Annotated in this window: 21 protein-coding genes, 1 pseudogene and 1 riboswitch; of the genes and pseudogenes, 10 read left to right on the top strand and 12 right to left on the bottom strand. The window is 69.0% G+C overall.

Annotated elements, in window-relative coordinates; translation table 11 throughout:
• Positions 1–52 precede the first annotated feature (52 nt).
• The 3 genes from ABZV44_RS14410 (at position 53) to ABZV44_RS14400 (ending at position 2,248) form a co-directional block, all read left to right on the top strand.
• The gene (locus tag ABZV44_RS14410; protein ID WP_354835958.1) at positions 53–1,015 is read left to right on the top strand and encodes an ATP-dependent DNA ligase; all 963 of its coding nucleotides are present in this window, start codon (positions 53–55) and stop codon (positions 1,013–1,015) included.
• Between the two features lie 196 nt (positions 1,016–1,211).
• Complete coding sequence (locus ABZV44_RS14405) at positions 1,212–1,736, top strand: DUF3558 family protein (protein WP_354836014.1); 525 nt, start codon at positions 1,212–1,214, stop codon at positions 1,734–1,736.
• Positions 1,736–2,248: a DUF3558 family protein gene (locus tag ABZV44_RS14400; RefSeq protein ID WP_354835956.1), complete on the top strand. Its 513-nt coding sequence runs from the start codon at positions 1,736–1,738 to the stop codon at positions 2,246–2,248. Before ABZV44_RS14405 ends, ABZV44_RS14400 begins: the two co-directional genes overlap by 1 nt.
• A gap of 97 nt (positions 2,249–2,345) precedes the next feature.
• Here the strand turns inward: ABZV44_RS14400 and ABZV44_RS14395 are convergent, their stop codons facing one another.
• Positions 2,346–2,501 (bottom strand): hypothetical protein, encoded by a 156-nt coding sequence (locus tag ABZV44_RS14395; RefSeq protein ID WP_354835954.1) that lies wholly within the window; start codon positions 2,499–2,501, stop codon positions 2,346–2,348.
• A 2-nt stretch (positions 2,502–2,503) separates the two neighbouring features.
• On the opposite strand from ABZV44_RS14395, the gene ABZV44_RS14390 reads away from it, so the two are divergent.
• Positions 2,504–2,809, top strand: coding sequence for a hypothetical protein (locus ABZV44_RS14390; protein WP_354835952.1), 306 nt, complete (start codon positions 2,504–2,506; stop codon positions 2,807–2,809).
• Positions 2,810–3,049: 240 nt separating this feature from the next.
• A riboswitch (M-box (ykoK) riboswitch) is annotated at positions 3,050–3,230 on the bottom strand.
• Between the two features lie 223 nt (positions 3,231–3,453).
• Positions 3,454–3,730: pseudogene (locus ABZV44_RS14385) on the top strand (manganese transporter); the annotation flags it as partial.
• Between the two features lie 17 nt (positions 3,731–3,747).
• On the opposite strand, the gene ABZV44_RS14380 reads toward ABZV44_RS14385, so the two are convergent.
• The 7 genes from ABZV44_RS14380 to ABZV44_RS14350 all read right to left on the bottom strand — a co-directional run bounded on the left by ABZV44_RS14380 (position 3,748) and on the right by ABZV44_RS14350 (position 10,778).
• On the bottom strand, positions 3,748–3,939 hold the full coding sequence (locus tag ABZV44_RS14380) for a hypothetical protein (RefSeq protein ID WP_354835950.1): 192 nt from the start codon (positions 3,937–3,939) through the stop codon (positions 3,748–3,750).
• A gap of 258 nt (positions 3,940–4,197) precedes the next feature.
• A complete protein-coding gene (locus ABZV44_RS14375) occupies positions 4,198–5,190 on the bottom strand; it encodes an AraC family transcriptional regulator ligand-binding domain-containing protein (RefSeq protein ID WP_354835948.1) in 993 nt (330 codons plus the stop codon).
• 9 nt (positions 5,191–5,199) lie between these two features.
• Positions 5,200–6,072: an AraC family transcriptional regulator ligand-binding domain-containing protein gene (locus ABZV44_RS14370; protein ID WP_354835946.1), complete on the bottom strand. Its 873-nt coding sequence runs from the start codon at positions 6,070–6,072 to the stop codon at positions 5,200–5,202.
• Between the two features lie 91 nt (positions 6,073–6,163).
• Complete coding sequence (locus ABZV44_RS14365; protein ID WP_354835944.1) at positions 6,164–7,084, bottom strand: AraC family transcriptional regulator ligand-binding domain-containing protein; 921 nt, start codon at positions 7,082–7,084, stop codon at positions 6,164–6,166.
• A 124-nt stretch (positions 7,085–7,208) separates the two neighbouring features.
• Positions 7,209–7,400, bottom strand: coding sequence for a hypothetical protein (locus ABZV44_RS14360; protein ID WP_354835942.1), 192 nt, complete (start codon positions 7,398–7,400; stop codon positions 7,209–7,211).
• A 43-nt stretch (positions 7,401–7,443) separates the two neighbouring features.
• Positions 7,444–9,144, bottom strand: coding sequence for an AMP-binding protein (locus ABZV44_RS14355; protein ID WP_354835940.1), 1,701 nt, complete (start codon positions 9,142–9,144; stop codon positions 7,444–7,446).
• Positions 9,141–10,778 (bottom strand): AMP-binding protein, encoded by a 1,638-nt coding sequence (locus tag ABZV44_RS14350; protein ID WP_354835938.1) that lies wholly within the window; start codon positions 10,776–10,778, stop codon positions 9,141–9,143. Before ABZV44_RS14350 ends, ABZV44_RS14355 begins: the two co-directional genes overlap by 4 nt.
• A gap of 55 nt (positions 10,779–10,833) precedes the next feature.
• Here ABZV44_RS14350 and ABZV44_RS14345 point away from each other — a divergent pair, with 55 nt between their 5' ends.
• Positions 10,834–11,715, top strand: coding sequence for a LuxR C-terminal-related transcriptional regulator (locus ABZV44_RS14345; protein WP_354835936.1), 882 nt, complete (start codon positions 10,834–10,836; stop codon positions 11,713–11,715).
• A 33-nt stretch (positions 11,716–11,748) separates the two neighbouring features.
• Here ABZV44_RS14345 and ABZV44_RS14340 read toward each other — a convergent pair whose 3' ends face one another.
• Together ABZV44_RS14340 and ABZV44_RS14335 are read right to left on the bottom strand one after the other, a co-directional pair.
• A complete protein-coding gene (locus ABZV44_RS14340) occupies positions 11,749–12,096 on the bottom strand; it encodes a ribosomal subunit interface protein (RefSeq protein WP_354835934.1) in 348 nt (115 codons plus the stop codon).
• A gap of 135 nt (positions 12,097–12,231) precedes the next feature.
• Positions 12,232–13,440, bottom strand: a complete 1,209-nt coding sequence (locus tag ABZV44_RS14335; RefSeq protein WP_354835932.1) for a UDP-N-acetylglucosamine--N-acetylmuramyl-(pentapeptide) pyrophosphoryl-undecaprenol N-acetylglucosamine transferase — start codon at positions 13,438–13,440, stop codon at positions 12,232–12,234.
• Positions 13,441–13,715: 275 nt separating this feature from the next.
• Here ABZV44_RS14335 and ABZV44_RS14330 point away from each other — a divergent pair, with 275 nt between their 5' ends.
• The 3 genes from ABZV44_RS14330 to ABZV44_RS14320 all read left to right on the top strand — a co-directional run bounded on the left by ABZV44_RS14330 (position 13,716) and on the right by ABZV44_RS14320 (position 17,101).
• The gene (locus tag ABZV44_RS14330; RefSeq protein ID WP_354835930.1) at positions 13,716–15,878 is read left to right on the top strand and encodes a germacradienol/geosmin synthase; all 2,163 of its coding nucleotides are present in this window, start codon (positions 13,716–13,718) and stop codon (positions 15,876–15,878) included.
• Between the two features lie 81 nt (positions 15,879–15,959).
• Positions 15,960–16,205 carry a hypothetical protein gene (locus ABZV44_RS14325; protein WP_354835928.1) on the top strand — a complete coding sequence of 82 codons (246 nt, stop codon included), beginning with the start codon at positions 15,960–15,962 and terminating at the stop codon, positions 16,203–16,205.
• Positions 16,206–16,696: 491 nt separating this feature from the next.
• Positions 16,697–17,101, top strand: coding sequence for a hypothetical protein (locus ABZV44_RS14320; protein WP_354835926.1), 405 nt, complete (start codon positions 16,697–16,699; stop codon positions 17,099–17,101).
• A gap of 25 nt (positions 17,102–17,126) precedes the next feature.
• Here the strand turns inward: ABZV44_RS14320 and ABZV44_RS14315 are convergent, their stop codons facing one another.
• Complete coding sequence (locus ABZV44_RS14315; protein WP_354835924.1) at positions 17,127–17,948, bottom strand: SAM-dependent methyltransferase; 822 nt, start codon at positions 17,946–17,948, stop codon at positions 17,127–17,129.
• Between the two features lie 120 nt (positions 17,949–18,068).
• Here ABZV44_RS14315 and ABZV44_RS14310 point away from each other — a divergent pair, with 120 nt between their 5' ends.
• On the top strand, positions 18,069–19,247 hold the full coding sequence (locus ABZV44_RS14310; RefSeq protein WP_354835922.1) for a cytochrome P450: 1,179 nt from the start codon (positions 18,069–18,071) through the stop codon (positions 19,245–19,247).
• 35 nt (positions 19,248–19,282) lie between these two features.
• On the opposite strand, the gene ABZV44_RS14305 is transcribed toward ABZV44_RS14310, so the two are convergent.
• On the bottom strand, positions 19,283–19,996 hold the full coding sequence (locus ABZV44_RS14305; RefSeq protein WP_354835920.1) for a phosphatase PAP2 family protein: 714 nt from the start codon (positions 19,994–19,996) through the stop codon (positions 19,283–19,285).
• Positions 19,997–20,071 lie beyond the last annotated feature (75 nt).

Genomic DNA, 20,071 nt, shown 5'->3' with positions numbered 1-20,071 from the left:
CGTCACGGCCGGGATGGTTGACGGCGGTACGGGTGTGGCGCATGGTGGGCCGATGGGCGATGACGTGCGGGCCGGGCTGAAGTTCTCCAGTCTCGACAGTCCCTTGTTCGACGGGGCCGAGGCCACCAAGGGCGATTTGATCGACTACCTGGAGGCGATCGGCGAGCGGATGGTGCCGTCATTGCGGGAGCGGCCGCTGTCGGTGGTGCGGGTGCGGCCGGGGCAGGAGCCGTTCATGCAGAAGAACCTGCCCAAGTACACACCGGAGTGGGTGCGGCGGGTGACGCTGTGGGCGGGCAGTTCGAAACGGGAGGTGTCCTACGCGCTGTGCGATGACGTGCGGACGTTGCTGTGGTTCGGGAATCAGCGCGCGGTGGAGTATCACGTGACACTGCTGTACGCGGAAGGTCTCGCCGACTATTCCGGCAGCCCAACGCATCTCGTGCTGGATATCGACCCGGCGCCGGATCAGCCCTTCGCCCAGGTGGTCGGGGCAGCGCAGCTCATTCGGGAAGCGCTGGCGGCGGACGGGCTGGCGGGCGCGGTGAAAACCAGTGGCTCCAAGGGCGTGCACATCTTCGTCCCGGTCGTGCCGGGCGTCGACCTCGAGGATGCCGCGGCGGCGACCCGGGCGATCGCGGCCCGCGCCGAACGTCTCGATCCGCAGCTCGCCACCACGGCGTTCATTCGAGAAGACCGGGGCGGCAAGGTCTTTCTCGATTCGACCCGCGCCGGCGGCGCGACGGTGGTGTCGGTCTACAGCCCGCGGATCCGCCCGGGCGCGACCGTCTCGTTCCCGGTCGCCTGGGCGGACCTGCCCGGCATCGACCCGCACGACTTCACGATTCGCACAGCGGCCAAGATGCTCGGCGACCGCGATCCCTGGGCCGAGGCCATGCCCGAACCCCAATCTCTCCCAGCCGATCTCATCGCCCAGGGGCACACCATCCCGGTGGCGCGGGTGCAGGCCATGCACGAGGGCAAACGCCGCGCCCGCGCCCGCCGGGAGAACTGACCCGGGCCGCCGCCGCGTCCATCGCGATCAGCAGCACGCCGACACCGATGCCGAGATAGTCCACCGGGCGCAGCCGGGTGCGCGTATGCGGGGAAGGTCGACCCCGGGATCCGGGCACGCTGGGCGCCAGGTCGGAAATCGTCCGCCGCGTCGCCGAGGGCACGATTCAGGCGGTTCGCCTACGCTGGTCGGCGTGATGAGAGCGGTGGGTGCGGTGGCGGGGATCGCCCTGATCGGGGCGGCGATCGCGGGCTGCGGCGGCTCGTCGAATCAGCAGGCGGCCCCGGCGACGACCACATCCAAGGCGGCGGTGATGCCGGCGCCGAACACCATCGAACTGTGCGGCGGGGTGGCCGATGCCGATGTCGATCAGGCGACCGGGCTCAATGGGCTGCGGCGAGTGGCGGTGAATCCGCTGGGATGTGCGTGGCAGCGGCCCGCGGGCGGTGACTACGCGGTGGTATTCCACTGGTTCCGGGGCAGTCCGCTCGCGGAGCGCCGGACTCAGATCACCGACGCGCGCCCGTCCGACGTTCAGGTGGCCGGGCAATCCGGCATCGAATGGCAGGGGCCGCAGTCGTGCGAGGTGGCACTTCCGTTCGGGAACAGCGATTTCATCGATTGGTCGGAGCGGGCCGCGATCACCGAGACCGCCAAGGGGCCCTGCGCGGGACTGGAACAGCTGGCGGCGTCCACTCTGACGAAGGCGGGACAGGGGTAATGCGTACGGTTCGAACGCGAATCACCTTGGCGGCCTTGCTGATCGCCGCACTGGCGGGGTGCTCGCAGGGTCCGAGGGAATCACCCGTCCGCGCCGCCGACGCCCCGAACCTGCTGGCCGGCTGCGGCCCGCTGGAGGATCGGAAGATCGCGAGCAACCTGCACGTCTCGGGCCTCGAGCAGCAGAGCGCCCCCACCATCTGCAACTGGACCGCCACCAGTCCGAACGGCGGCGCGATCGACATCGCCTACGCCTGGCTGGAGAACGACACCCTGAGCCGTGAGGTCCAGATCGCTGACCAATTCGGTTATCAGGTCGAGCGTTTGGTGATCAAGCACTTCGGCGGCATGTACTGGCGTGACCCGAAGGATCCGAGCACCTGCGCCGTGACCACCTCCGACACCGGCACCGTCACCTGGTGGGTCCAGAACCGCGACCACGCGGCGCAACCGGACCCGTGCGCGGGGGCCATGACTCTCATGCAGGCCACCCTCTCGGTAGACGGTGTGTGACCGTCCCGAACCTGCTGCCGGACCAGAAGGCAGCGGCGGCGAGGGTCGAGACCATCACCGCCACAACGGGTTTCACAGACACAATCGGATCCGCCCGCTAGACGGCAGGGGCAGGCGCCGCGCCGGCGGGAGCCGGGGTCGAGTCGGGCGCGGACAGGCGCTGGGCCAGGCCGATGCCGACTGCGATGGCGGCGGGTACGCCGGTCAGCACCAGACCGGCCGCCGCACCCAGCGGAAAACCGATGGCGGCCACCCGTGAGGCAGCCCGCGATACCGGTCGGCACCGACATGACCGTGACGCCGGCGATGGCGCCGCCCGCGGCGCCGATGGCGCAACCGGCCGCGCCGCCGATGAGGGTGCCGATCAGGGTGCCCATCGAGGTGGCCAGACCGAACTGGTCGACCGCCGCGGAGAAGGCGGCATCCTGGTCGGCCTGGCTCGCGACGGTCTTCAGCACCGGCGCGGGGACGGCCGGGGCGGGGACGGTGGCGGCCGGGGTGTACGCGGTGATTTTCCTCATTGGCGAACCTCCGAAATTCTTGGTGGATGATTTCGAATGAGGGTGAAAAGGCCAGCACGCATTACACGGCCGCGTAATGGGGATACGCATCGTGCGTGGTGTGGTGAAAGGTCAGAGTCGTGTGGCGTGTTTCCACCCGCAAACGGATGAGTGGAACGGATCACTCGGATACGGACTATCGCCGGGGGCCATGGGTCGTCCTCACCTCCTGGTGGCCGGAGCGCACGAGGGCGCTGACCAGGGTGCACACGAGGAGTCGCCACGGCAGCAGGCCGGCGGGCGAGCACCCCTCTCGTCAGAGCTTCGGCACTGCACGACGTATACCCAATGACAATGACGTTGGGAAGCCACTTCGGGTGACCCCTTAATCCGGGGAAACCTGTCCTAACCCTGGGCGTCTCTCGACGTCGTCGGATCAGTGGCCTGTGTTCGTACAGGAGCCTCGCCTAGCGAGGTGCTGATTGACGCCGCAAATTCTGGCAGCAGAGGATTGATTCGTCAAATTCGGACATGCAATGTTTCGCCCGTGGCCGCCGGAATTCCGGGTCGCTCGATCAGGAGCGCAGATGACCGAGCCCACAGTATCGCCGAAGCCGGAATCGGTTGCGACGGCGCATCTGTCGCAGTTGCTGAAGGCGCCGGTGTACCAGGAGATGGTGGTTCGCCTGGGCGCGGTCACCGGCGTTCTTCCAGCGGTCCACTGTCGTCGACAAGCGCATCACCCCGCGGTTCATCGGCTACGAGCGGGCCGACACCACGCTGGGCGCGTTCGTCGTGGTGATCGGCGCGCCCGCGCTGATGATGACCGCCGACTACGCCGCGCGCCAACGACGCGGTCGGGAAGTTCATCGACGTGGGCGAGCTCGCGCACCTGCTGGGCCAGGTCCACCGCCTGCTAGGGTCGATTTTCGCGATCGTGCTGCTGGACGCGTCGATCATCGGCGCGGCGGCGGTCGCCCTGCGCGGGCGCGGCCGAGCTCAGTGCTCGAGGAAGGTGGCGACGATGTTCCAGAACATGTTCGGGTCCACGCTGTTGAAATCCCAGCTCTCGGTGAGGCTGTGCGTGATGCTGACGATGCTCGGGATGTCGAAGTCGTGCCGGGTGGCGGTGCCCTTGGCCTCCACGGCGGTGACGACATAGGCGGTGGCGGTTTCTGCGGTGTGGGGCACGAGGAAGCTCCAATCGAGGACCGGGACCGGATGGGAACGCGTGGCCGTGGACAGCGTCGGCCACAACCACGCATCGCAAACGCCGTGGCGAGCCTCGCGGCGGGCACGTCGTGGCGTTTCCGTCCAGTTTCATTTCCGCCCGCGTCGCGCGGGAGTTCCGAAGACGCCAAACCGGGCCGGTACACGCCAACCTTGCTGTGTGGTTGCCGGAATACCGTACGGTAGGTGCGATTTCGGCCTGCGCGCGGGGTCCATCTTTCAGGAATCGTCGCGATCGCGCCAGCGATGTACGGCGCGCCGCAGGCTGGCCGGATCCGCGTATCCCAGGAATTCCGCCTGCTGAGCACGTGGAAGGTGTTCGGCCCGTTGCAATCTGCGGCGCCGCGCCCGGTCCACCTCACGGCGCCAGGTGGTTCCGGCCTCGGTCAGGCGGCGTTGTAGTGATCTTGGTGAGGTCAGCAGACGCCGCGCTACCACTTCCAGTGTCGCCGTGCCCTCGTCGAGAGCGCCGTCGAGGACGTCGCCGAGCCGTTCCAGCCAGGTGACGCCGGACTCGGGAGTGGCCGGCAGTGTGGCCGCGTAGGACAGCAGCACGGCCGTCAACTCGGGATCGGCCGACTTCATGGGTAACGCCAGATCCGCGGCGCGCAGCGTCAGGGAGTCGACCAGGCTCCCGAAATCGATTGCGCGAGTGCCGAACAGCTCGGTGACGGCGGCGAGGTCGGCCGGCGCGGCCTGCCGGAAGGTCACCCGCGCGGGCACGATCGGGGAGCGGGTGGCCGCCCGGCCCCGGCCCACGAGGAGCGCGAAAGCCGCCTGCACCAACAGTTCCCGCCCGCGGCAGTCCTCCACCCCGGACAGCACCTCGTAGCAGACCTCGTGTTCGGTGCGATGCGTGATCCGGAAGTTGTAACTCGTTGTCAGACTGCCGGTGTGGCGCACGCAGGCTTCCAGCGCCGCGCCCAGGGTCTCCGCCGACAGGAACAGATACTCCAGCAGCCCGAATTCGCCGGTCGCACTGTCCTCCGGCACGCGCAGGGCGATATCCGGGTCACCGGTTTCCTGTTCGAGCAGCTCCCACACCCGCAGGCAGTACCGGGACGACACCCGGGTCCCCTCGCCACCCTCGCGCCAGGCGGGGACCCCGGCCAGCCGGGCGATCCGCTCCGGGTCGAGCCCCGCCCGGGCCGCCCGCTCCAGTGCGAACCGGGCCATCAGAATGCTGTCGTGAGCGTCGGATCGAGTAGTCACGGCCGCCCATCACCACGCCGCCCGGCGGCGCGCGCTCGCCAGCTCCCGGCTCCAACTGGTTCCGGCCGCGGCCAGTCGCCGCTGCAGGGTGCGCGGGCTGGTACCCAGCCGCCGGGCCATGCCGTGGATCGACGCCGTGTCCAGCGACGGTAGTGAATCGAGTTCGGCGGCAAGCAGATCGGCCCAGGCGCGCGCGGGCGGGGTGGACAGGGTCGCCGCCCTGGCGGCCCGGCGTAGCACGGCCGCCAGCCCGGGATCGGCGGTGAACTGCCGCCGGTCCAGGTCCGCGTGGCGCAGCGTGAGCGTGTCGGCATCGGCGCCGAAATCGACCGCGGCCGTGCCGAAGAACTCGGTATACGGTGCGTGATGGCGCGGCGCGCGTTCCCGCAGGGTCACCGCGACCGGCGCGATCCGCGTCCGGGCACCGAGGCGTGCGCGACCGGTCAGGAAGGCGAAGCTCGCCTGCGCCGCGACCTCCGCGCCCCGGCCCTCCCCGGTCGTCTCCGCCGCGAAGGTGACGTGCCGGTCGTCCTCGCCGACCACGGCCAGGCGCCGCGTGGTCGACAGCGCGGATCCGAATTCCCCTGCGGCCCTGAACCCTTCGCCCACGGTCGACGCCGTGGCGAGCAGATAATCCATCATCCCCAGTTCCCCCATTCCGTACCGTTCGGCCGCCCGCAGTCCCACGTGCGGCAATTCCGCCCTGCGCTCGAACAATTCCCACAATCGCGGATAGCACTGCCCCGGAATGCTTCCCGGCGGCCCGTCCAGCGCGCCGGCCCCGATTCCCGCCGCCCGCGCCAATTCCACCGGATCCAGCCCCGCCGCCCGGGCTCGCGTCAGCACGAACCGGGCCAGCAGCACACTGTCCGAGGCGGTCATGATCGCTGCTCCATCCGCCCGGCCACACCGCCTCGCCCACGCCACCTCGGGTCACCTCGCCGGAGTGGGTACCCCCGGGAACTTCGGCGAATCATGGCGTATCGCAGTCGTGTTCGGCGGCCCAGCCGGATTCGAGATCTTCGAGGTGGCGTTTGCGGGCGCGGTCGACCTCGAGGCGCCAGGTGGTGCCGGATTCGGCGAGGCGGCGCTGGAGGGTGCGCGGGCTGGTGTAGAGACGGCGCGCAACCTGGTCGAGCAGCGCGTCGGTGCCGTCCAGGACCTCGGCCAGCACCGCCGCCACCCGGTCCGGCCACTCGGTGGCGCGCGGCGGCGGGGGCGGCATGGTGGCGGCGTGGCGGCGCAATACCGCTGCCAGCAAGGGGTCCGCCGTGATCTGGGCCAGCTCGAAGTCCGCGTTGTGGAAGGTGATCCGGTCGACCGGAGCGCCGAAATCCAGCCGCGCCGTGCCGAACTGCTCGGTGAAGGCGTCGAGGCGGCGGGGCGCGCGCTCGCGCAACCGGATGCGCACCGGATCCATCGGGCGGCCGGTGGTCTGGCGCAGGCGCGAGATCAGGGAGGCCAGCGCCATCTGTACCGACAGGTCGCGGCCGCGGCCCTCGGTATTGACGGTGTAGATGTCGAAGGTGGACTCGGTCTCGGTCTGCGCGCCGGGCTCGACGCGGAAGTTGGTGGAGATCGCCCCCACGCACGGGCCCATCACGCCGAAACCCGCGCCGACGGTCTCGGCCGTCGAGATCAGATAGTCGATCAGCCCGAATTCCCCGAGCCGGTAACTGGCGGTGGCCCGCAGGGTGACCTCCGGGTCGTCCAGCTCGTACTCCAGCAGCTCCCACAGCCGCGGGAAGTAGTCACTGGACACCCGGGCATCGCCGTCCTCCAGCAGCCAGCCCGGCATGCCGGCCTCGCGGGCGAGGCGGGCCGGGTCCAGGCCCGCGGCCGCCGCGCGCGACAGGACGAAACGTGGCAGCAGCACGGAGTCGGAGGTGTGCATCAGCCAATGGTGCGGCGAATTCGCGGCCGGAAACCGCGAATTCGCCGAACTGTGAGACAACCCGCTCGTCCCCGATTTCCTGCGGGACCGGCGAGCGGGTGTCGCTCCCTGGTTTTTCTGCGGGTCAGGCGCGCAGGAAGGTGGCCGCTATGCCCCAGAACCGGCGGCGGTCGACCGCCTGGAAATCCCATGTCTGCGTGATGCTGTGCGTCGTGCTGACGATCCCGGGGATATCGAAGTCCTCACGGGTCGCCGTCCCCTTGGCCTCCAGGGCGGCGATGACATAGGCGGTCGCGGATTCCGCGGTATGGGGCATGGGAGCTCCGGTCTGTCGTAGGGGCATGGGGCGGTGTGCGGTTTCAGCGGATGGTGTCGCTCAGTACTTCCTCGTAGCGGTACTCGGTGGGGATGGTCTCGCCGGACGCGTGCGCCCGCTCCTCGCGCTGGCGCAGGTCGACGCGGCGGATCTTGCCGGAAATCGTCTTCGGTAGCTCGGTGAACTCCAGCCGGCGGACACGCAGGTAGGGCGCGAGGTGATCGCGGGCGTATTCCAGGATGGCGCGGGCGGTTTCACGGTCCGGCTCCCATCCCGCCGCCAGCGCCACGTAGGCCTTGGGCACCGCGAGCCGCGTGTCATCCGGCTGCGGCACCACGGCCGCCTCCACCACGGCCGGATGCTCGATGAGCACGCTCTCCAGCTCGAAGGGGGACACCTTGTAGTCGGAGGACTTGAAAACGTCGTCGGTGCGCCCGATATAGGTGATGTATCCGTCCGCGTCTCGCACGGCCACATCGCCGGTATGGTAGTAGCCGCCGTCCATGACCGCGGCATTACGCTCCGGATCGCCGAGATAGCCGGTCATCAGATTGACCGGCGCGGCAGCCAGATCCAGGCAGATCTCGCCCTCCTCGGCGCGCTGCCCGGTGATCGGATCCACCAGCACCACCGGCACGCCCGGCGCGGGCCGCCCCATGGAGCCGGGCTTGAGCGGCTGGCCGGGCGTATTGCCCACCTGCAGGGTTGTTTCCGTCTGGCCGAAGCCGTCGCGGATGACCAGGCCCCACGCCTTCTCGACCTGCGCGATGACATCGGGGTTCAAGGGCTCACCCGCGCCGAGGATTTCGCGCAGCCCCGCCGGACGCTCGCCCAGATCGGCCTGGATCAGCATGCGCCACACCGTGGGTGGCGCGCAGAATGTGTTCACTTCGGCCCGGCGCAGCTGCGCCAGCAGGGCCGCGGCGTCGAAACGCGCGTAGTTGTAGACGAATACGGTCGCCTCCGCCAGCCACGGCGCGAAGAAGCAGCTCCAGGCATGCTTGGCCCAGCCGGGCGCGCTGATGGCCAGATGTACGTCGCCGGGGCGGACGCCGATCCAGTACATGGTGCTCAAGTGACCGACCGGGTAGCTGATCTGGGAGTGCTGCACCATCTTCGGCTTGCTGGTGGTGCCGGAGGTGAAGTACACCAGCAGCGGATCGGTCACCTCGGTGACGGCCCGGAACGGCCCGGCCGATTCGACGGACGCCGCGGCGGCGTAGTCGTGCCAGCCAGATACCGGCTCGCCCACCGCGATTCGCGTGTAGTCGCCCGGCACCTCGTCGAACTTGCCCGTATCGCCGTGATTGGCGATGACGAAACGCGCTCCGCCGCGCTCGATCCGGTCGCTCAGATCGGCCGGGCCCAGCGCCCCGGTGGTGGGCATGATGACCGCGCCCAGCTTGGCGACCGCCAGCATGGCCTCCCACAGCTCGGCCTGGTTGCCGAGCATGAGCACGACGCGGTCGCCCTTGCCGACGCCCAGCCCGGCCAGCCAGGTGGCCACCCGGTCCGAGCGCTCGGCCATCTCGGCGAAGCTGATCCGCTGCTCGGAGCCGTCCTCCTCGACGATCCACAGCGCGGGCCGGTCGTTGCCGCGGGCGATGTGGTCGAACCAGTCGGTGGCCCAGTTGAATTCGCCGGTCAGCCGTGGCCATTCGAACTCGCGCAGAGCCGCGTCGTAGTCCGTCGACACGGCCAGCAGTCCGTCGCGGGCGGCGCGGTAGGCCTCGGTGTTCGTCATGCGTTCTCCTCGGTCAGGCCGAGCAGTCGCGCGCCGATCTCGCGCATCTCGACCTTGCGGATCTTGCCGGTCACGGTCATCGGGAACTCGTCGACGACGTGCACATAGCGGGGAATCTTGTAGTGGGCGAGCTTGCCGGCGCAGTACTCACGCAGACTCTCGGCGGTCAAGGGCGGTGTACCCGGTCGCATCCGGATCCACGCCATCAATTCCTCGCCATATTTGACGTCGGGCACACCGATCACCTGGGCGTCGACGATGTCGGGATGGGTGTAGAGGAATTCCTCGATCTCGCGCGGGTAGATGTTCTCGCCGCCGCGGATGACCATGTCCTTGATGCGGCCGGTGATGGCCACGTAGCCCTCGTCGTCCATGGTGGCCAGGTCGCCGGTGTGCATCCAGCGTGCGGCGTCGATGGCCTCGGCGGTCTTCTCCGGTTCGCCCCAGTAGCCGAGCATCACCGAGTAGCCGCGGGTGCACAGTTCGCCGGCCGTGCCGCGCGGCACGGTCACCCCGGTCACCGGGTCCACGATCTTCACCTCGATGTGCGGCCCGGCCCGGCCGACCGTCGCGGTGCGCTGCACCAGCGAATCGTCGCCGCGGGTCTGGGTGGAGACCGGGCTGGTTTCCGTCATGCCGTAGCAGATGCTCACCTCGCGCATGCCCATGCGCTCGATGACCTGCTTCATCACCTCCACCGGGCACGGCGATCCGGCCATGATGCCGGTGCGCAGCGAGGACAGGTCGTAGGTGTCGAACTCCGGATCGGCCAGTTCGGCGATGAACATGGTCGGCACCCCGTACAGGGAGGTGCAGCGTTCGGCCGCAACGGCTTCCAGGGTGGCGCGCGGGTCGAAGGCCGGTGCCGGGATGATCATGGCCGCGCCGTGCGTGGTGGCGGCCAGATTCCCCATCACCATGCCGAAGCAGTGGTAGAACGGCACCGGGATGCAGATCCGGTCCTGCTCGGTGTAGCCGCACAGCTCGCCCACGAAATAGCCGTTGTTGAGGATATTGTGGTGGCTCAGGGTCGCGCCCTTGGGGAAACCCGTTGTGCCGGACGTGTATTGGATATTGATCGGGTCGTCGGTGGACAGCGCCGACTGCGCGGCGGCCAGCAGCTCCGGATTCGCGGCCCGGCCGCTGGTCGACAGGCTCTGCCATTCGAGGCTGTCCAGCAGCACCACCTGTTCGAGCTCCGGGCACTCCGGGCGCACCTCGGTGATCATGGCCGCGTAGTCGGAGGTCTTGAACGACGGTGCCGCGACCAGCATCCGCATTCCGGACTGGCGCAGCACGTAGCGCAGTTCGTGCGCCCGATACGCCGGATTGATATTGACCAGGATCGCGCCGACCTTGGCGGTGGCGTACTGGATCAGCGTCCACTGCGGGCAGTTCGGCGCCCAGATGCCCACCCGGTCGCCCTTGCCGATGCCGGCCGCCAGCAGGCCCAGCGCCAGCGCGTCGACCTCGGCGTTGAATTCGCGGTAGGTCCAGCGGATACCGGTGGTGTAGTCGATGAGGGCCTCGCGGTCCGGATGCGCGGCCGCGGTCCGGTCCAGGTTGGCGCCGATGGTCTCGCCCAGCAGGGGAGCGTCCCAGACTCCGAAGGTGTAGCTCGTGCTCTCGCTCACACCAGTAGGATCTACGTCACACTCACCCTGGACTACCCCCGAAAGGGGCTGACCGATGACTTCGGCCACGGACGGGCTCCTGCGCCCCAGCGACGGTGACGCTCTGCGTGCTGAGCTGCGCACTCTCGCCTCCGCCAGCAAGCTTCCGGTCGTCTTCGGCGGCGAGGTGCACGCGGGCATGCTGGTGCTCAGCGAATTCGTCGGCACCCGCACCAACGGCATGCGCGGGCTGGCCGTCGCTCCCAGCTCCGGGCTGGGCGGCTCGGCGGTGGTGACGGGCAAGCCGCGCTCGGTGTCGGACTATCGCTCGGCCTCGACCATCACCCACCACTACGACGCCCCGGTGCTCGGCGAGGGCCTGCGCGCGGTGGTGGCGGTGCCGGTGGTGGTGCGGGGCGAGGCACGGGCGGTGCTGTACGTGGCCAATCGGGACTCGGGGGTGATCGGCGACCGCATCGCCGACGAGATGGTGCAGGCCGGGCGCCGGCTCGCGACGGAACTGGCCATTCGCGACGAAGTGGATCGGCGGCTGCGCCTGTCCTGCGCGCGGGAGTCCACGACGAGCGCCCATGCCTTCGTCGCCGAAGCCAATGCCGTTGTCACCGAACAACTCCGGGATCTGCACGCGGAACTGCGCGGCATCACCCAGGTGGTCTCGGAGGCGTCGGCCCGCCGGCGCCTGCGCGAGGTGACCGAGAAGCTCGCGCGCCTGGTGTCGGGTGTCGCGGCCCCGGACGACGCGGTGAGCCTCGCGCCCCGGGAACTGGACGTCCTCGCCCACGTCGCGCTGGGCTGCACGAATCTGGAAGCGGCGCAGCGACTTTCGGTGCGACCGGAGACGGTCAAGAGCTATCTGCGCAGCGCCATGACCAAACTCGGCGCGCACAACCGCCACGAGGCGGTCGTGCGCGCACGCCGCCTCGGGCTCCTTCCGTAACCGAATGTCGCAGGCAGCGGCCCGCGGCCGGACTCAGTCCGACACGAGGTGGCGGATCGATTCACCGCCCTTGGCGTGATGGAGCCGCCCGAACTTGCTGTCGAGCAGGTGCGCCATGCTGTCGGCGGCTCCGGTGTAGGCGTCCTCGGCGGTGGCCGCGCGGTGGGTGGTCGCCACCGGTGGCTGGCCCTTGGGCCGCGCCTCGAGGCTGCACTTCTTGTCCTCGGAACCACCCTTGTGCCCGTTCACATCGGTGATGTGGGCCTCGACCCGGGTGAGGTGATCAGCGAATCGATCCAGAATCGAAGCGATGGTGTCCGTCGCTTCCTCGGCGATCGCGCCGCCGCCGATGTTCTTGTCGGCGAAGACCTGGATTTGCATGGCATCTCCAATCTCTCGGGTAGCAATCCCTGGAGTAACCGAGGGCTTGCTGACACCTCCGACCCTACCCACTCCGACTGAGAGTGGCATGTGGAATAGATCGCGTAGCGGCGTACGGCTTTTCGTGATCCGCGCTCAGCGGGTGGCCAGATCCAGGACGGTGAGGGCGAGGTCCGTGGCGGCCTCCGGGTGGCCGAGGGCGCGGGCGGCGGCCGACACGGCGGCGCGGGTCCCGGCATCGGTCAGGAGTTCGGTGAGGGCCGTGCGGAGGTTCGCGACGGTGGCGTCGTCACCGACGAGGGCGCGAGCGGCGTTGTGGTCGGCCAGGATTCGGGCATTGCGAATCTGCTCGCCGCCGACCGAATGCGGGTACGGAATCAGCACCGAGGGCTTGCCCAGCGTGGTGAGCTCGGCGAGAGTTCCTGCGCCGGAACGGGATACGACCACGTCTGTGAGCGCCAGCACATCGGGGAGCTCGGGGCCGACGAACTCTCGCACCAGATAGCGGCCGCGCACGTCCTCCGGGAGGGCGGCGGCGTGGTCGCGAACCTGCGCGAAGGAGAGTCGTCCGCACTGGTGAATCACATTGGCGGAGTGGAGGAGTTCGGGTAGCAGCTGCCCGATCAGCTCGTTGATCTGCACCGCGCCCTGCGCACCGCCGGTGATGTAGACCGTCGGCAGGCCGGGGGTGTAGCCCTCCCAGTCGAGAGCCTTGACCGCCGCGGCCGGATCGCCGGTCGTGAGGGTCGGGCGAATCGGGTTGCCGGTGACCACGGCCCGGTCCCGGGCGCGCGCGGGCAGCATGGCGATCGACGCCTCGGAGCTGAGCGCGATGCGGTCGGCCATCCGGGCCAGCAGCAGGTTGGCCTTGCCGACGCCGGTGGTCTGCTCGTGGATCACCAGCGGCCGCCGGCGCAGCGCGGCGGCCATCCCGATCGGGGCGCACACGTAGCCGCCGGTGCACAGCACCGCGTCCGGGCGGAACCGGCGCACCACGCCCTGGGCGGTGAGGACGCTGACCGGCACGCGCAGGGCATCCCGCGCATTGTCCTTGTTGAGCATCTTGAGCGGATTGCGGTCGCGGCGCAGCTTGCCGGCCTTGATGCCGGTGAAGTCGATGTCGTTCTCCGCCGCGACCCGCTGCTCCAGGCTGTCGGGCACACCCACCCACAGCACCTCGGCCGCGGCCCCGGTCTCGGCCGCCAGATCCCGCAGCGCCCGCACGGCCGCTACCGCCGGATAGGTGTGGCCGCCCGTGCCGCCACCGGCGACGATCACGCGCACCCGGCCACGGTCGCCCAGTCGCTGCAGGATCGGGGCGCGGTCGGCGGCGGGATTCGGCATGGACGATCCTCCTGGTGTGGGTGGCGGGTGCGGGTGGCGCAGCGCCCAGGCTATCTCGGGTGGCGGCGGGCCGGCCGGTTCGGGAGGTACTGGTCGGTCGGCGAAGATTGCGAGGTGTTGGCGAGACGGCGACGGGCCTCTACCATGGTTGTGACGCTGATCACGTTGTCGCAGTGAGAGTTCTGACGCGGTTCGTTCGACATATCGCAAACAGCAGCGCAATACCGGTGCCGCCGGCGACCGGAGTGCACAACCTCCAGCGAGAGGGCCCTGAATTGAAGCCCTTCACCCTGCCCGATTTCTACACCCCGCACCCCGCCCGGCTCAATCCCCACCACGGGTACGCCCGCGCGCACTCCACCGCGTGGGCGCTGCGCATGGGCATGCTCGGCGAACTCGGAGTCGACGGCAAACCCATCTGGGACGCCGAGAGATTGGACCGTATGGACTACGCGCTGCTGTGCGCGTACACCCATCCCGACTGCGACGCTGAGGCTTTGGCGCTGCTCACCGAGTGGTACATCTGGGTCTTCTATTTCGACGACTGGTTCCTGGCCGAGTACAAGTACACCGGCAACCGGTCCGAGGCCACCCGCTATCTCGCGCGCCTGGAACTGTTCATGGCCGAACCCGGCTGTCCCGCACCGGAACCCGAGACGCCGTCGGAGGCCGGCCTGGCCGACTGCTGGGCCCGGACCGTGCCGGTCATGTCCCCGGGCTGGCGGCAGCGCATGCGCCGCTCCACCCACAACCTCATGGTCGAATCCCTCTGGGAACTGGACAATATCGCCCGCGACCGGGTGGCCAATCCGGTCGAGTACATCGAGATGCGCCGCCGGGTGGGCGGCGCGCCCTGGTCGGCCAATCTGGTGGAGTTCGCCTGCGGCGCCGAGGTGCCCGGCCGTTTCGCCGCCGAGCGGCCGCTGCGGGTGCTGTGCGAAACCTTCTCCGACGCAGTGCATCTGCGCAACGACCTGTTCTCCTACGAGCGCGAGGTCCGGGTCGAGGGCGAGAACGCCAATATGGTGCTGGTGCTGGAACGGTTCCTGGGCCTGCCCACGCAGGCGGCCGCGGAACTGACCAATGACATGCTGACCTCGCGTCTGAAGCAGTTCGAGGACACCGCGTCGGTCGAGGTGCCACAGCTGTTCGTGGAACACGCGGCCACCCCTGCCGAACAGCTGGCCGTCGCGCGGTACACCGGGGGCCTGCAGGACTGGCAGTCCGGTGGGCACGAGTGGCATCTGAGGTCGAGCCGCTACATGAACAGCGGCGTCGACCGCGGTCCGACCGGGCTGGGCAGCGCGGCCGCCCGGCTCGCGCCGGGGTTGCGAATCCAGCTCCGGCAGCACGTTCCGCCGCCGCGAACATCCGGACCGCTGCCGGTGCGCGGGCTGGTGATGCCGTATCGGGTGTCGATGAATCCGCAGGTGGCGCTGGCTCGCGCGGACGGGCCGAGGTGGGCCGCGGCCGTCGGGCTGCTGGATCCGCGGGTCGGCTGGACGGCCGAGACCGTGGCCGCCGCCGATTTCGCGGGGCTGATGGCCATGCTCGATCCCGGGGCCCATGCGGCCGCGCTGCTGCTGCGCACCCGCTGGTGCACCTGGGGCACCTACGCCGACGACCTGGCCACCCGGGTGTTCCGGGTGGAACCGGCATCCGGCCGAGATCAGTTGCGGCGCTTGCCGCTTCAGCTCACCGACAGCCCGCCCGCACCGCTCACCGCACTCGAATACGGCTTGGCCGCGCTGTGGCGCGATACCGCGGCCGGCTGTGACGAGACGGGGCGTGAGCGCTTGCGGGCGGCCCTGATCGAGCTGTTCGAGGGCTGGGAGTACGTGTTGGAGAACGAGATTCGGCACCGGCTGCCCGATCCCGTCGACTATCTCGAGCAGCGACGCCTCACCTCGGGCGGGCCGCTGTTCTGCGCACTGGACGCCCTGTATTCGCCCGAAATTGCCTCCGACCCACGGATTTCGAAAATATCGGACTCCAGTATTGTTCGGCAGCTGCAGAATTCGGCGCACGACTACGCGGCCCTCGTCAACGATCTCTATTCGTATCAGAAGGAGATCGAATACGAGGAGGAGATCTACAATCTCGTGTATCTCACCCAGTCCCTCCTGGGCTGTTCCCGAGAGCATGCGGCCGATATCGTCGTCGATCTCGCCAATGAACGGTTGACGCAGTTCGAACTCGTCGCGTGCGAACGGCTGCCCGAATTCTTCGCCGACCACGAGCTGCCCGGCGAGGTGCGAGCGGCGCTGCTCGGCCATGTCGACCGCTTGCGAGATCACATGGCCGGAAATCTGCACTGGCACACCAGCACCGGCCGCTATTCCGAGCAGACCCTACGTGCCTCCCGTCCCCGGCCGGTGATCGCCGGTCCGCTCGGCCCCTTCGTCAGCGTGCTCGCCGATCGGGCGAGCCGCCGCTGACCGTTGCGCCGCGGCCGCCCGGCGGTGTGGCGGCTGTGGGGCATCGAGGACGCGGTCCTGGTCGGGGACGCCCTGCACAGCTTGGCCAGCTGGATGCTGGACGAATGCCTGGAAACCCTGCGGCGCAAGGGGGCCGCGCTGCTGGGTTGCGCCTGCGCCCTGGGTGCGCCGTGCGCGGGCGCGGAGGTGGTGGCGGCCATGGACCGGTTCGGCCGCCGCGGATCTGCTGGCGCCGGCCGGTTGTGCCGGGCGGCGATAAATCGAATTCGGACAAATGAATTCGACCGGACGGTTCATATTTTGCGGCAGCATTTTTTCGTGATGTGACCGTCAAGCGCGCTTAACTCGTGGGCGGCGCATTTAGCGGATCGCTTGCGCTGGTGATGCTGGTTTCCCCGCGCGCCGGGTCGCGCAATGCCATGGGACTTAGGTAATCGATTCACCGGAATCCGTTGCTCTAAAACTGCTGGGCTGTCACGATATCCCACACGCGGTGAACGGGTTCGGTGCGATTCGCCGTCGAATTGTCGACCAGGCGCGCAACTTTCACATTCCGATGCTTCCGGGCTGCGATACGCCTCATTTCGCCGTGCCTACTTCCCAGGAGTTCGAGCATGACTACGGGAGCTGTCGTCGCCCTCGAGCCGCCCCGCGACGCACCCGGGCGGTCCCTGCTGCCGTGGCGCCGGCGGCATCAACGATGTGCTCCCGCCGAGACCGCCGCAGCCCATGCCGCGCGGCGGTCAACGACCCCTCACCCCGAGGAAACCAGAGAGGACGCAATGAACACGTCGAGCAATGCAGGTGCCCCCGGCAGCATGACCGACCGGGTGTCGACGCTGGTGAAGGTCCTGTGCACGGAGGTGCCCGAATGCATCGCCGCGGGCGCCATCGACATGGCCACCGGGATGCTGCTGGCGGTGGAGACCGTCGACAACCATCCCCGGGAGGACCTCGATCTGCTGGCCGCGGCCGCCCTGGAACTGTTCCAGGGCCGCAATGTGGTGATGATCGAGAACATCTGGAAGGAGCGGCGCGGAATCCGGTTGGACCACCACTACTTCCAGGAGATCCTGGTCAACAGCGACAATCTCACCCACCTGTTCGTGCGTGCCGAGAGCCGCGAGGACGTGGTCGTGGTGGTGGTGTGCCGCAAGTCGGTCAATATGGGCATGCTGTTCGCCCAGACCCGGCGGGTGCTCGAGGACGTCGGCAGGCTCTGACCATGCGCGCGGCGGGTCGGCCGGATCAGGGAATGCGGCCCACCGCCCCCAGCATGGACACCGCCTCGGGACGCGGATGCGGCCGGTACTCCTCGGGCCGCCAGAGGGTGACCGCGGTGATGCCCGGCGGAATCAGGGTGAATCCGTCGAAGAACTTGGCGAATTCGGCGCTGGAACGCAATTGGAACGGCACGCCGCTGCGGGCATTGGCCTCCGCGGAGCGGGCCAGGTCGTGCTCGTCGAGGTAGTCGTTGGTGGCGTGCGACATGACCAGGTAGCTGCCGGGGGCCAGGGCGTCGGTGAGCTGCCGGACGAGGTCGTAGGGCCGTAGCTCGTCGGTCATGAAGTGTGCGACCGCGACCACCATGAGCGCGACCGGCTTGCTCAGGTCGATGGTGGCCAGCAGGTCGGGATGGGTCAGGATGTGCTGCGGGTCTCGGAGGTCGGCGTCCAGATACGCGGTCCGGCCCTCGGGGGAGCTGTTGAGCAGATCGCGAGCGTGCACCAGCACGATGGGGTCGTTGTCGACGTAGACGATGCGGGACTCGGGGGCGATGCCCTGCGCGATCTCGTGCACGTTCCCGGCGGTGGGCAGGCCGGTGCCGATGTCGAGGAACTGGCGGATGCCCGCCTCACCGGTCAGATGGGCGACCGCGCGGCGCAGGAAGTTGCGGTTCTCCACCGCGGACAGCTGCACCGTCGGGAACGCCTCGGACACCGCGTCGGCGGACTCGCGATCGGCGGGGAAGTTGTCCTTGCCACCCAGCCAGTAGTCGTACCGGCGCGCCGGATGCGGTTTGGTGGTGTCGACGCGGTCCGCCGCTGATTCCGAGTTCAAAACGCTCACAATCCTTTTCGGCTACTGTCTGAATCTGTCAGCTCCAGTTGCGGATCGGTAGCGACTCTGTACCTTCGGAAACCGGCAGAGCCGTGCGCCCGCCCCCGCAGCATCGCCGGAAGGTTCGTCATGCAGTTGCGCTACAGCCCGTTCGATTTCGATGTCCATGCCGATCCGTACCCTTACTATGCCAGGTTGCGCAGCGAGGCCCCGGTCTACCGGAACGACACCGACGACTTCTGGGCCTTCTCGCGCCACGCCGACGTGCTCGCGGCACTCCGCGATTCGGACCGTTTCTCCAGCGTGAACGGCCTGCGCATGGAACCGGCCTTCTGGGGGCCGCAGGCCGAACGGTTCTTCTCCTTCGTCGCCATGGACCCGCCCAAGCACACCCGGCTGCGCGGCCTGGTGACGCGCGCGTTCACCGCGCACCGGGTGCAGTCGCTGCAGCCGCGGCTGCGCGAGATCGCGACCGGCCTGCTGGAACCGCTGCTGGAGCGCGGCAGCTTCGACCTCATGGCCGAATTCGCCGGGCCCTTCCCGACCGAGGTGATCTCCGAGCTGGTCGGCGTGCCCGAGAACGATCGGGAGATGCTGCGCAAGCTCGGCATGGAGATCATGTACACCGAGGAGGAGTCCACCGATCTGCGGCCGGAGGCCATGCAGGCCATCGGCGCGCTGGTGGGCTACTACACCGAGCTCACCATCGAGCGCAGCAAGTCCCGGCAGGAGGATCTGCTCTCCGGTCTGCTGGATGCCGCCGACGGCGATGACCGGCTCACCCCCGAGGAGATCGTCGGCGTCCTGATCCTGCTGGTCGGGGCCGGCATCGAGACCAGCATGCTCACCTTCGGCAATGCCTGGCACGCCGCCTGGCTGCACCCCGACCAGCGCCTGCAGGCCCTCGACGGCCGCATCGACGACTGGATCGCCGAGGCCATGCGCTGGGACCCGGCCACCCAGACCCAGCTGCGCACCACCACCGAACCGGTCGAACTGCACGGCGTGTCGATTCCCGCCGACGCCCGCATCCTGCTGCTGACCGGGGCCGCGAACCGCGACCCGGAGGTCTTCGCCGATCCGGACACCTTCGACCTGGACCGCGACACCTCCGCCTCCCTGGTCTTCGGCAGCGGCCGCCACCACTGCCTCGGCTCCAACCTGGCGCTGCTGGAACTGCGCACGGCGCTGCAGGAAATCGCCTCGCGGGTAACCGATTTCGAGGTCGACCCGGCGGGGCTACAGCGCATCCACGCCTCCAACAACCGCGGCTTCGCGAGCCTGCCGACCACGGTCACGCTGCGCTGAGCGCTACCTCCGTGCGGTGCCGCCGCCGGTCCGGTTCAGCGCAACGAGCCGGGCAGGCGGTCGGTCACCAGGCGGGTGTACGCGCGCAGGGTCAGGCACATCGAGAGCCAGCACGCGCCGATGAGCCAGCCGGCCAGGACGTCGGTGGGCCAGTGCACGCCCAGGTAGAGGCGGGACAGGCCGACCGCTCCGGCGAACAGGGCGGCGACGGTGATCACCAGGATGCGGGTGAACCGGCGGGCCAGGATCGGCAGGAGGACCGCGACCAGGATGCCGGCCACGACGGTCGAGCCGAGGGCGTGCCCGGACGGGTAGGAGTGATTGGTCTCGGTGACCAGATGGTCGATCACCGGGGGCCGATCGCGGGCGATGAGAAGTTTGCCGAAGAAGACCAGCACCCCCGCGCCGGCCGCCGCGACGGCGACGAGCACCGCCTGGTCCCAGTACTTCCGCCAGGCCAGCAGCACGCACGCCAGGATCGCGTAGATCGCCACCGAGGTGGTGTCCCCGGCCGCGCTGACCGCCTTCGCCAGGCCGGTCCAGGTCGCGGTGCGCTGGTCGATGAACCACTGCAACCAGGCGGAATCCGGTCCGGCCGGGCCGTTGTACCAGACCACCACGCAGGTCAGGACGAGAATCACGGCAGCCAGCGCCAGCGCGACCAACGTGCCGGTGAGGGTGCGGCCGGGGAATCCGGCGGGCCGTTTCGTGGTGGACGCTTCCTTCTGCGCAGGGGGTGAGGACAGCATGCCACCGAGGTTGCCATGGCATCGCTGAGAGAACGTTGAGAGCGCGGCCGGGCGGGGCCGGGCCGCCCCGCGGCC

It is taken from the genome of Nocardia sp. NPDC004860, assembly GCF_040609015.1.
Lineage (GTDB): Bacteria > Actinomycetota > Actinomycetes > Mycobacteriales > Mycobacteriaceae > Nocardia.
This window is presented reverse-complemented; position numbering and strand designations above follow the sequence as displayed.

Bases quoted from the DNA above. Each gene is read 5' to 3' on its own strand.
- ABZV44_RS14410 (WP_354835958.1), top strand. From the start codon at position 53: ATGGGCGATGACGTGCGGGCCGGGCTGAAGTTCTCCAGTCTCGACAGT.
- ABZV44_RS14405 (WP_354836014.1), top strand. From the start codon at position 1,212: ATGAGAGCGGTGGGTGCGGTGGCGGGGATCGCCCTGATCGGGGCGGCG.
- ABZV44_RS14400 (WP_354835956.1), top strand. From the start codon at position 1,736: ATGCGTACGGTTCGAACGCGAATCACCTTGGCGGCCTTGCTGATCGCC.
- ABZV44_RS14370 (WP_354835946.1), bottom strand. From the start codon at position 6,072: ATGACCGCCTCGGACAGTGTGCTGCTGGCCCGGTTCGTGCTGACGCGA.
- ABZV44_RS14365 (WP_354835944.1), bottom strand. From the start codon at position 7,084: ATGCACACCTCCGACTCCGTGCTGCTGCCACGTTTCGTCCTGTCGCGC.
- ABZV44_RS14360 (WP_354835942.1), bottom strand. From the start codon at position 7,400: ATGCCCCATACCGCGGAATCCGCGACCGCCTATGTCATCGCCGCCCTG.
- ABZV44_RS14355 (WP_354835940.1), bottom strand. From the start codon at position 9,144: ATGACGAACACCGAGGCCTACCGCGCCGCCCGCGACGGACTGCTGGCC.
- ABZV44_RS14345 (WP_354835936.1), top strand. From the start codon at position 10,834: ATGACTTCGGCCACGGACGGGCTCCTGCGCCCCAGCGACGGTGACGCT.
- ABZV44_RS14340 (WP_354835934.1), bottom strand. From the start codon at position 12,096: ATGCAAATCCAGGTCTTCGCCGACAAGAACATCGGCGGCGGCGCGATC.
- ABZV44_RS14335 (WP_354835932.1), bottom strand. From the start codon at position 13,440: ATGCCGAATCCCGCCGCCGACCGCGCCCCGATCCTGCAGCGACTGGGC.
- ABZV44_RS14320 (WP_354835926.1), top strand. From the start codon at position 16,697: ATGACCGACCGGGTGTCGACGCTGGTGAAGGTCCTGTGCACGGAGGTG.
- ABZV44_RS14310 (WP_354835922.1), top strand. From the start codon at position 18,069: ATGCAGTTGCGCTACAGCCCGTTCGATTTCGATGTCCATGCCGATCCG.
- ABZV44_RS14305 (WP_354835920.1), bottom strand. From the start codon at position 19,996: ATGCTGTCCTCACCCCCTGCGCAGAAGGAAGCGTCCACCACGAAACGG.